General features: G+C 46.0%; 11 protein-coding genes. 10 read left to right on the top strand and 1 reads right to left on the bottom strand.

Features of this window, described 5'->3' with window-relative positions:
- The first annotated feature begins 6 nt into the window (after positions 1-6).
- From deoC to ACLU9Q_RS05355, 9 genes are all read left to right on the top strand, one after another.
- Positions 7-672: a deoxyribose-phosphate aldolase gene (gene deoC / locus ACLU9Q_RS05315; RefSeq protein WP_296839141.1), complete on the top strand. Its 666-nt coding sequence runs from the start codon at positions 7-9 to the stop codon at positions 670-672.
- 252 nt (positions 673-924) lie between these two features.
- A complete protein-coding gene (locus tag ACLU9Q_RS05320) occupies positions 925-2,358 on the top strand; it encodes an NlpC/P60 family protein (protein ID WP_412624703.1) in 1,434 nt (477 codons plus the stop codon).
- Positions 2,359-2,568: 210 nt separating this feature from the next.
- Complete coding sequence (locus tag ACLU9Q_RS05325; RefSeq protein WP_412624705.1) at positions 2,569-3,348, top strand: HpcH/HpaI aldolase family protein; 780 nt, start codon at positions 2,569-2,571, stop codon at positions 3,346-3,348.
- 29 nt (positions 3,349-3,377) lie between these two features.
- Entirely contained in the window at positions 3,378-4,241 is an 864-nt protein-coding gene (locus ACLU9Q_RS05330) for a carbohydrate ABC transporter permease (RefSeq protein WP_412624706.1), read from the top strand.
- Positions 4,241-5,059: a carbohydrate ABC transporter permease gene (locus ACLU9Q_RS05335; RefSeq protein ID WP_296839155.1), complete on the top strand. Its 819-nt coding sequence runs from the start codon at positions 4,241-4,243 to the stop codon at positions 5,057-5,059. Before ACLU9Q_RS05330 ends, ACLU9Q_RS05335 begins: the two co-directional genes overlap by 1 nt.
- Before the next feature lie 78 nt (positions 5,060-5,137).
- Entirely contained in the window at positions 5,138-6,493 is a 1,356-nt protein-coding gene (locus ACLU9Q_RS05340; protein WP_412624707.1) for an extracellular solute-binding protein, read from the top strand.
- A 154-nt stretch (positions 6,494-6,647) separates the two neighbouring features.
- Positions 6,648-8,309: an FAD-binding protein gene (locus ACLU9Q_RS05345; protein ID WP_412624708.1), complete on the top strand. Its 1,662-nt coding sequence runs from the start codon at positions 6,648-6,650 to the stop codon at positions 8,307-8,309.
- Positions 8,310-8,339: 30 nt separating this feature from the next.
- Positions 8,340-9,041 (top strand): FadR/GntR family transcriptional regulator, encoded by a 702-nt coding sequence (locus ACLU9Q_RS05350; protein ID WP_296839173.1) that lies wholly within the window; start codon positions 8,340-8,342, stop codon positions 9,039-9,041.
- A 434-nt stretch (positions 9,042-9,475) separates the two neighbouring features.
- Positions 9,476-10,291 carry a purine-nucleoside phosphorylase gene (locus tag ACLU9Q_RS05355; protein WP_412624709.1) on the top strand — a complete coding sequence of 272 codons (816 nt, stop codon included), beginning with the start codon at positions 9,476-9,478 and terminating at the stop codon, positions 10,289-10,291.
- A 57-nt stretch (positions 10,292-10,348) separates the two neighbouring features.
- On the opposite strand, the gene ACLU9Q_RS05360 is transcribed toward ACLU9Q_RS05355, so the two are convergent.
- A complete protein-coding gene (locus ACLU9Q_RS05360) occupies positions 10,349-10,690 on the bottom strand; it encodes a helix-turn-helix domain-containing protein (protein ID WP_412624710.1) in 342 nt (113 codons plus the stop codon).
- 348 nt (positions 10,691-11,038) lie between these two features.
- On the opposite strand from ACLU9Q_RS05360, the gene ACLU9Q_RS05365 reads away from it, so the two are divergent.
- Positions 11,039-11,528, top strand: a 490-nt coding sequence (locus ACLU9Q_RS05365) for a hypothetical protein (RefSeq protein ID WP_412624711.1), incomplete at its 3' end; no start/stop codon positions are given.

Consider the following 11,528-nt stretch of genomic DNA (forward strand, 5'->3'; position numbering starts at 1 on the left):
AAAATCATGGAAGCAAAAGAAATGTTGACCTATGTGGATCACACGCAGCTTAAGGCGTTTGCCACCTGGGAGGATATCAAAAAGCTGTGCGAGGAATCCATAGAATTTCACACGGCGTCGGTCTGCATCCCGCCCTGTTATATTAAACGCGTACATGACGCCTACGGCGATAAGATCAATATCTGCACGGTGGTCGGCTTTCCGCTCGGCTACAGCGTGACGGCTGCCAAGGTGGCGGAGGTGCGCCAGGCGCTTGCAGACGGCGCAAACGAGATTGATATGGTCATCAATATCTCTGATGTGAAAAACGGCGATATCGACAAGGTGGAGCAGGAAATTGCCACGCTGAAAAAGGAGACCGGCGATAAGATCCTGAAGGTTATCATCGAGACCTGCTATCTGACGGAGGAGGAAAAAATCGCGCTCTGTAAGGCGGTGACAAACGCCGGGGCGGACTTCATCAAGACCTCTACCGGCTTCGGCACCGGCGGCGCAACGCTGGAGGATATTAAGCTTTTCAAGGCAAACATCGGTCCGAAGGTGCGCATGAAGGCAGCGGGCGGCGTAAAGAGCGTGGCGGATCTGGAAGCCTTTATTAATGAAGGCTGCGCGCGTATCGGCACCAGCTCCGCGATCAGCCTGATCAAGAAGCAGCAGGCGGGAGAATACTAAAACGAACACAGAGAGGGGCGGCAGTTTTGCCGCCTTTTTTGCGAAAAATGGATGCTTTTGGAAAAAGTGTGTTTTTCCGGTGAAGAGATTGTGTCCAAAAATTTAAGCATATCTTAAGATTCATTAAGCTTTTCCAAATGACATTGACTGCGCGATCTGATTGTCTTATAATCCAAACAACGAATTTGTAACAATTATGTAACAGATTTGAAAAAATGATTTACAAACAAGGATAAGGAGGTTGCGTGAGCAATGAAAAACAAACTGGTAAGGATCACAGCCTTTGTCATGTCTGCGAATATGGCTTTTTCATGGGCGGGCACTCCTGTCTTCGCGGAAGAGGGCGAAGCAAGTGCGGGGGAGATCGGAACGATCGCATTTGCTCAGTGTGACAGCTATGTGAACATCCGCAGCAGCGCGGATGCGGACAGTGAGGTCACCGGAAAGATTTACAACAACTGCGCAGCGACGATCGTCGGCAAAGAGGGTGACTGGTATCAGATCACGTCCGGCAATGCGTCGGGCTATGTGAGTGCGGAGTATTTTGCTACCGGAGCGGAGGCGGATGCGATCGCGGAAAAGGTGGCATATAATGTTGCAAAGGTGCACCCGGAGGTGCTGAATGTGCGGACTTCCCCGAGCGAGGATTCGGAGATTCTTGATGTGGCGGAGCAGTCGGAAGAGCTTGAGGTGGTTGACTGGAACGGCGACTGGATGACGGTTGCAATAAACAGCGATACCTATGGATACGTCAATGCATATTATGTAGATTATAAGACGTATTATCCGGTTGCAGTGACGCTGGAGGAGGAGCAGGACAGACTGGCAAGCATCCAGGACACGAATACAGCAGGTGCATCGGACACGACCGGAGCAGCTGGTACAACAGATACGACGCCTCAGACGGAGCCGGTATATACAGAGCCTCAGACAGAGGCGCCAGCGGGCAATCCGGAGTATGTTGAGACAGAGGCGCAGTATCAGGAGCCGGAGTATGTTGAGACAGAAGCGCCGTATACAGAGCCGGAGTATGTTGAGACAGAGGCGCAGTACCAGGAGCCGGAATATGTTGAGACAGAAGCGCCGTATACGGAACCGGAGTATGTTGAGACGGAAACGCCGTACACAGAGCCGGAATACGTAGAAACCGAACCGGAATACGTGGAGACGGAGACACCGTATACAGAGCCGGAGTACGTGGAGACCGAAGCGCCGTACACGGAACCGGAGTACGTGGAGACAGAACCGGAGTATGTGGAAACGGAACCGGAATATTACGAGACAGAGTATGAGGAGACGGAGGCTGAATATGTAGATCCGGGTTATTCAGATCTGGGTCAGCAGATTGCAAATTATGCCGTACAGTTTGTTGGCAATCCGTATGTTTACGGCGGTACCAGCCTGACGAACGGCGCAGATTGCTCCGGATTTACGCAGTCTGTCATGGCAAACTTTGGAATCTATATTTCCAGAACTGCTGCAGACCAGTCCTACGGCGGTACGGCGGTTGACATGAGCAACCTCCAGCCGGGAGATCTGATCTTCTATGCGAGCGGCGGATATGTCGGACACGTTGCCCTTTATATCGGCGGCGGTCAGGTCGTCCATGCCAGCACGGAGGAAACAGGTATCATTATTTCCAGCTACGACTACAACACGCCGTACTGTGCGAGAAGATACTGGTAATTACATAGCGGGGGTTTAATAGAAGAGTCGCTTCGGCGGCTCTTTTTTTTGTGCATAACAGACAAATAAATGAAGATAAAACTGTTGAAAAAGGCAAAAATACCTGTGACAGATAATTTGTATTGACATTTGAATGGTAAGGTTGTATAGTTGTAGTACAGCACGACAGCAGTGCGAGTGAACAAGATAAAGAGAGGGAGGAAGAGGGGTATGGGAATTTTGAAAGAGAAGATGCAAAAATGTGAGCCGATCGCAGGAGTCCATGTCAGTCTGGGCGATGCCTGTATCAGTGAACTTTTATCGAATGTGGGCTTTGATTTTTTATGGATAGATACAGAGCATACTGCGATCGACTATCAAATATTGCAGAATCATCTGATAGCAGCGCGGGCAGGTGGTACGAGCACATTGGTACGTATTCCGTGGAATGACCGCATTATGGCAAAGCGTGTACTGGAAATGGGTCCAACTGGCATTATATTCCCGATGATCAATACAGCAGAAGAAGCAGAGTTTGCTATGAAAAGCTGCCTTTATCCGCCCTATGGGATCAGAGGTTTCGGACCGATTCGCGCAGTTTATTATGGGCAGGAAAATAATGATGAGTACATACAGAAAAAAAGCTGGGAAATTTGCCGGTGCATCCAGATTGAGACGGCAACTGCTGTGAAGAACCTTTCGGAGATTGTAAAAAATCCATATATTGATGCGTATATATTCGGTCCGTGTGACCTTTCGGGTTCGATTGGGGAAATAAACAATGTTTTTGGAAAACGAACAACAGCGCTGATTGATGAAGCGATCCATATCCTGAAGGAGAATGGAAAGAGTATCGGAGTATCGACAGGAGCCTGTGACATTGCAACGATACAGTATTGGCACGACAGGGGAATCAATATAATCTCTGCGGGGACGGACCATCTGTTTCTGTCAGAGATGGCAGTAAAGACGCTAAATAATATCCATCATGTCCAGCAGAGCGGCAGGTAAAGCATTTTTGGGAAAGGAGAAGGCGGAAAATGAGCAGAAAAAAGAAGTGGGAATGGACACCTTATTTACTATTACTTCCCAGTGCAGTCATTTTCGGAGGATTTGTTTTTCTCCCGTTTTTTAAAAATATTTATACCTCACTGACATTAACGGATGCAGTCGGAAATCCAATTAAGTTTGTAGGATTTCGAAACTATATACGTATTCTGACCTCGGAAGAGTTTCGGAGTACAATTTTGCGGACTTTTCGCTTTGCGTTGATGGTCGGGATTCCATCTTTTCTGATTGGAATGGTTTTAGCATTGGCGGCCACTGAGCATCGAAGGGGAAGCCGCATTTATGAGACGATGTATACGATACCCCTGGTTATCGCAGCCGCTCCGGCATCTGTTATCTGGTATCTGATTTTCGCTCCGCATGCGGGGATTTTGAATTATTTACTGGGAACAGATTATGCGTGGCTTGCAGAACCGGATAAGGCAATGCAGTGCGTAGCGATTGTGACAATCTGGACGGGACTGGGAATGAATGTGATTTTTCTGCTGACAGGATTTCGAAACGTACCGGCAGAGCTGACAGAAAGCGCGCAGATTGATGGGGCAGGTTATTTTTCAAGATTATATCATATTGTGATACCGATTGCTTCGCCGCAGATTTTTTTTGTAATTTTTTATAATCTGATTCTTTCTTTTCAGACATTTGCGCAGATACGGCTTTTGACGAACGGAGGACCATACCAAAGTACAAGAACGTTAATCTGGTCCATATATGAGGAGGCATTTCGCAATACAAGATTTGATTATGCCTGTGTGCAGTCTGTGGTTTTGTTTCTGATCGTTTTTATATTGACAAGGATACAGTTTTTATTTGAAAAGAAGGGTGTGAATTACTGATGAAAAAGCGGAGAGAGTATGTTTTTTTTCTGATTAAGCTGCTGCTGGGGATACTGGTAATTTTTCCGCTGATTTATGGTGTTTGCTTAAGCTTTATGGGAATGGCAGATATTTTTAAGATGCCGCCCGTTCTGTTCAGTAAAAACATGTCCTGGAATAATTACAGAGCGGTTTTTTCACGGGTACCGATTTTTACGTATTTTAAAAATACTCTTTTAGTGAGCATGATACAGGTAATTGCTCAGATTATCACATCCAGCTTTGCGGCTTACGCATTTACATTTTTTGAATTCCGTGGAAAGAAACTGCTGTTTACACTGGTTCTTGCCACTATGATGATTCCATACGAATCAAATTTGATTTCAAACTATCTTACAATATGCAGTTTGAAACTGACGGATACCTACCTGGGGCTGACATTTCCATTTCTGGCAAACGGCATGAGTATTTTTATACTCCGTCAGTTTTATATGACTATTCCAAAAGAATTAAAAGAGGCAGCCACGATTGACGGATGCGGGCATATGAATTTTTTGTTTCGGATTGCATTTCCAATTTCAAAATCAGCAACAGCATCGCTGGGTCTGTATGCATTTGTCAATGCATACAATCAGTATTTCTGGCCGCTGCTCGTTACGAATACGGATGCTATGAGGACGATTCAGGTGGGAACAGGTATTCTCAAGGATTCAGAAGGTGCTGACTATGGTCTTGTGCTTGCCGCGGCAATGACGGCGATCGTACCGGCAGTGATCGTTTTTATTATTGGACAGAAGTCACTGGTAAAGGGTATGGTAGCAGGCGCTGTAAAAGGGTAAGAAGATGCATAACGCAAAACAGGTTTATAGGTTTCCCTTTTTAATAACCTAAATAAAATTTTATAAGGAGATGGAAGTATGAAGAAAAGAAGGACCTGGTTAAAGAGGATGGCAGTGGTAATGAGCGCGGCAATAATGCTGACCGGTCTGACTCCGATGGGGGTGAACGCTGAGAGCGTGTCGAAGGAGGGACGCACGGAAATCACGGTATGGCATATGCTAAGCGGCGTCGGAGAAGAAGCATTTACAAAAATTGTAAATGATTTTAACGCATCACAGGATCAGTATTATGTTGTTTCTGAGTATCAGGGAAGCTGGTATGACAGCTTTGCAAAGTTTAAGGCAACGCCGCAGGATGCATTGCCGGATATTTACCAGATCGTGGTAGAGTGTATGGGTTATCTGAAAGACAGCGATTATATCATTCCGGTTCAGAAATATATTGATGAAGAGGGATTTGATGTGTCTGATATGCAGGAGAATATCAGAGCACTCTATACGATCGATGATACGCTGTACTGCATGCCGCTGAGTGTAACAATGCTGGCTGTAAGTTATAATCAGGAAGCGCTGAGCAATGCGGGAGTAGATGTTGCTTCAATAAAAACAATCGCTGACCTGGATGCGGCGGCGAAACAGGTAGTGGATGCAGGAGAAGCGAAATATGGCTGGTCCATTTTAAGTGACGGCTGGCAGATTGAAGAATATATGTGTCTGTCCGGAGATCCTACCTTTGACAACAATAACGGACGTTCCGGCAGGGTAACTTCCTGTGTTATGAACGACAACGGGGCGGCGGATACGATTTTTAAAACGTTTTATGATTACTTAAGCCAGGACTATAATTATCCGCCGACGACTACGATTGCGAGCTCTGATATTACAACTGCTTTCCTTACAGGCGACCTTGCAATGCTTGTAGGAAGCTCACAGTGGATCCTGAAGCAGAAATCTACAATTGAAAGCTTTACATTGGGACAGGTGGCGGCGCCGATCACAAATGAAGAAGTAACGGGCAGTTTCTCACCGGGAGGAAATTCCCTGTGGATGGTTGACAAGAAGGATGAGGAAAAGCAGAAAGGTGCATGGGAGTTTATCAAGTATCTGTGGCAGGATGAAGTAATGGGATATTATGCGGCATATACAGGCTACACGCCGGTAAGCACCGGAGCTTACGAGAGCGAGGTGTATACGGAATTCAGAAAGGATAATCCGTTTGTAGAGGCAATCTGGGAGGAACTGCAGGAATGCAAACCGGAATATGTGGGAGCTGTATTTGGGAGCTATTATGATTTTAGAAACATTGTTATGGACTGCTTTGGAAGAATGTTCGGCGATGCGGACTTTGGCCCGGAGGATGCGGTAGAAAAGATTATTGCAGACATTAATGATACGATTGAACTGTATAATGAAGCAAATCCGGAAGCCGAGTAAGAGAACAGGGAAAGGTATCATCAGTGAAAATGGGCGGCCTGGCCAGACAGGCTGCCTGTTTGTCAGATACCTTTTCACAGCATGAAAACAGGGAATGTTGGAACGTTGTACTTGACTTTAAAAGAGTAAAATGTCATACTATAAGGAAAGAAAAATGGAAAAATTTTCTATAAAGCATATGAAATGTGATGTTCTTGTTGTCGGAGGCGGGGGCGGAGGAATCCGTGCTGCGCTTGTGGCGGCGGATGCCGGAATGAATGTGATTTTAGCCAGTGAAACGAAAATTTCCGGCTCCGGCTCTACTTTTTACCCGTTCAGTCATGAATGGGGGATGTTGTATGCTACTGATCAGCAGGATGCACAGCAGTTTCAAAATGAAATACTGACGGCTTCGGGCGAGTGTTTAAACAAAGCGCTGGCGGATAAGCTTGCGCGCGATTCCACACGTGCTTACGAACAACTGGTGAGAGAAGGCGTTCCTTTTGTTCCCATGAGAGATGTGGGAATTACAGGCTGCTTCGGACGTCAGCCAAGAGGCGCTTTTTTAGATGATATGCGGGAATTAACGCAGGCCTGGGAGAGAGAACTGGGGAAGAGGAAAAATATCCGGATTGAGACTGGTCAAACGATAGTTTCTCTGGTGTCTGACAGAATGAGATGTTACGGAGCCGTTGCTGTTGACCGCGATGGAAATCTCACCAGTATCAGAGCTGCGGCGGTCGTGCTTGCCTGCGGTGGAGGAGAAGGTCTGTATGAATATGGAGCCGCCTATGGAAAGCTTTATGGAAGCGCATATGCGATGGCTGCCAGATATGGGGTACGTCTGGTAAATCTGGAGTTTATTCAGTTTGTTCACGGAAGTGTATCTCCCAAAAAGGGCATTAACTATTATCCGTTTTCTTACAGGGAAATTCCGGCTTTCTATAATGGCAAAGGGGAAACATGCCTGAAGCAGTATTTGCCGGCAGGAATGAGCGAAGAGGAATGCATTCTGGCGCATGCCGCGCATGGACCGTTTAGTACGGACAGCAAAGGCAAATATCTGGAATATGCGATGGTAGGAGAGTACAGGAAGGGAAACGGCCTTGGACTTACCGTGGTACCGGATGCCGACCGGGTAAAAGGGAATCGTTACCGGCTATGGGAGAGATTTTTGAACCGTTTTGGGATGAATGCAGCAACTCCCATGACACTGTATCCTTTTGCGCAGGGATTCAATGGCGGAATATTGCTTCATGAAGATATCCATACGGATATGGAAGGACTTTTTGCCTGCGGAGAAAGTGCCGGAGGCTGTCATGGACCAAATCGGATGGGCGGGCTGTGTGTGCTGGCGACTCAGGTATTTGGCGAAGCAGCGGGAAAAGCTGCGGTATCTTATGCAGAAAAAAGACCGGATGAACAGCTTTCTGATGCTGCAGTTGAAGAGCGCTTACGAATGGAATTTGCGGATGGTGCCGCGGAAACGGAAACTGCGCCGGAGAATGTGATGCGCTGTATCCGGAGCACGATGCAGCAGTACGCATGTCTGCACCGTAATGAAGAGGGCCTGGCAAGGGCGCTGGAAGAGATAGAAAAGCTGAAGATCTATCCGCTTTCCCACCTTTGTAACGGCAGGACGACTATGTATTTTGACGCATATAATGCAATCGATGCAGCCCGGCTGATTCTTACCAGCATGAGACAGAGAAAAGAGTCAAGAGGCTGCCACGACCGCAGCGATTATCCAATGCGGGATGAAAAACAAACAAAAATGAATTGGGTAACTATGGACAACGGGCTGGTGTTGGGCGGAACATTGGAGACGGAGCCCTGAACGAAAAATAAACTAAGAACGGGTGATATTTTGCAGAAGATTAACTATAGTATTCAACGTGTAAATTTATATGAGAGCATTGCGGATAATCTTGAAGAAATGATTTTGAATGATTCTTCACAGATCGGACAGAAGCTTCCCTCTGAGCAGGCTCTTGCGGAAAACTTCGGTGTCAGCCGAAATGTGGTTCGCGAATCACTGAAAATTTTGAAGGAACGTCATCTGGTGAGTCTCCGAACCGGCGAGGGCGCTTACATAGAAAAACCGGATAACAGAAGTATTACGGAAATATTGAACAGAATCATTTTGATGGACAATATTGAGAACAGCAAGGTATTTGAAATGCGAATGATCCTGGAAACGGAAGCCTGCAGGATGGCTGCAGAATGTAATGAACCGGAGGCCTTTGACGTGCTGACGGAAATCAACGACAGTATGCTGAAATATAAAGATGATGTGGAAAAGCGAATCAGCCTGGATTTACAGTTTCATATTATGATAGCAAAATTATCGCAGAATCCGTTACTGGAATTATTTGTACAATCCATGACAAATCTCCTGTCCCCGATTTTGCGGACGGCGCTGATCCCGGAAAAAGGAAATATGCACGGTATTGAATTTCACAGACAGATTATCGAAACGCTGCGCTCCGGCAACGGAAAAGAGGCGGAACGGGTTATGCGCGAGCATTTGACCGAATCGGTAGAAAATTATTATTCAGGGGAAAAATAATTGTCAGTAGTTATCCATATATATTTAGCTTGAAAGGATGAATATTTATGGAAAACATTAAAATATTGAAACAGGAACCAATTTTTCCGGATACACAGACCTGGTTTGGGGACTGTCATGCGAATACGCAGCACCAGAGGAAGAATTTATCGAAGCGATTCGAAAGATTTTGGATAAACATGGTGTGAGGAATATCCGACGCAGCTGCCGAATAACTGCAGCGGGATTGATGCAGTCAGAATGGACAGCGGCATCCGGGGAATATTCGTATCCATCTGTCACGGCAGAAGAAAATACGTTAAATATCTTTTATACGGCGAATTGAAGAACGTTCATACATTGCAGAGCGGAGGTATTATAGCAGTGAGGTGCGAGAATATTGCCTGAAAAAACACTGCACCAGGGGCCGTATGCTTTATATTCAGGGAGGAAACATGTTTTACGAAAAAGTAACAGAATCAGCGGCGTATATTAAAGAAAGAATCAGGGAGACGCCGACCGTCGGCGTGGTGCATGGAAGCGGTCTGGGCAGTCTGACAGATATGATGGAGGATAAGGTGGTGATCCCCTACCGGGAGATTCCGCATTTTCCGCAGTCCCACGTAGCCGGGCATGCCGGAAATCTGGTGATCGGCAGGATCGGTCAGCGCGTTGTTGCCGCCATGCAGGGCAGATTCCACTATTACGAGGGCTTCACCATGAAAGAGGTGACGTATCCCATTTACGTGATGAAAATGATCGGCGTGGAGACGCTGATCGTCACGAACGCCTGCGGCGGAATCAATCGCAGCTTCGTGCCGGGTGATCTGATGGTGCTGACGGACTTTATCAATATGCTTGGGCAGAATTCGTTAATCGGCGATAACGACGAGCGTTTCGGCGTGCGTTTTCCGGATATGTCGGAGGCATATTCACATGAATTGATCGAAAAGGCCGAACAGCTTGCGGAAGAGCTTAACATTTCCTATAAAGAGGGTGTGTATGCGCTGTTTTCCGGTCCCTGCTATGAGACGGCGGCGGAGATCCGTGCGTTTGAGCGCCTGGGCGCAGACGCAATCGGCATGTCGACCGTGCCGGAGACCATCGCGGCAAACTATCTTGGCATCAGGGTGCTCGGCATCGCCTGCATTACCAACATGGCGACGGGCATCGCCAAAGAAAAGCACAGTCATGAGGAGGTCGTGCGCATCGCGAACGAGAGCAGCGCGAAGCTGTGCGTGTGGGTGGAAAAAATTATTCGGAATTTATAAAATCTTATGCAGTTTCTAAAAAATAAGAAGGAGCATCGGAAGTTTTGATGCTCCTTCTTATTTTGTTTCGCTTTTTTGAAGATACTTTACAAGAGAATTTACCTGTACCAGCAACTCCTTTTGGTGTTGGCTGTCCAGTGATTTGAACAAAGAAAGGAGCTGTTTGTCATATCGCGTAAGCGTTGGCATAGGTTGTACAGGATTGATGTTCAGAACAGCGTCTGCAGAAAGACCATAGAGGGATATAAGCGACGCAAATGTGGAGAGGTCTGGTTCTGCAACATTATTTTCATATCCGGAAAGTGACTTACGGTTAATGCCGGTAAGCTCCATCACTTTCTGCTGAGTCAAATTTTTATTTTCACGGGCATTTTTCAATACAAATCCGATATCAGTCATATATAAAATCCTTTCTTTTTTGGCATATATTAAAACATTTGTGCACTCTATACCGGAAAAATCTATAAATTATTGACAAAAGAAAGGGTATCTTAATATTTAAGACTGATTATAGGATGTCCTAAAAATGGAAAATAATAAGAAAGTCTTAAAAACATGGAATAAATGTATTGACGTCTTAAAAAATAAGATATAAAATAGAAATCATCAATGCTTAATGAGTTCATGGGGAATTTTGCAGAGATGAAATAATTTTAAGGGAAGGGGAGGGAAGAACAAAGCACAAGCATTGGTACATATTTTTTTTAGAAAGAAAGGTAAGAAAGGTAAGAGAGGTAAGAAAAAATTATGCGCATGAAAATGAAACAAAAGTGGAAAAGGGTATTGGTATCGATCATGACGATAGCAATGCTCGCAAGCCAGATGACCGCAGGTGTGTGGGCAACTGGAACAGAGCATGAGGCAGGGGAGGCTTGTTGGGACTATCAGCATAGTTTCACATATGAATCAAATGGGAATGCGACCCATAATGTAATTTGTCCGGAGGGTCATGTGGTTGATACCACAAAATGTGTGTACGTGAATAGGGTTTGCCCTTCATGCCACACAGAATGCAATCACATGGGCAACAATTGGGAGTACAGAAACAATGGAGACGGAACCCATGCAACAATCTGTGCAGACTGTGACACCGTGGTGACGGAAGCAACAGGGTGTTTATACACAGATGGTAAATGCATCTGTGGAGCAGTAGAAGAGAGCTGCAGCCATATGGGTAACAACTGGGAGTACAGAAACAATGGAGACGGAACCCATGCAACAATCTGTGCAGACTGTG

The sequence above is a fragment of the Marvinbryantia sp. genome (genome assembly GCF_047017445.1).
Lineage (GTDB): Bacteria > Bacillota > Clostridia > Lachnospirales > Lachnospiraceae > Marvinbryantia.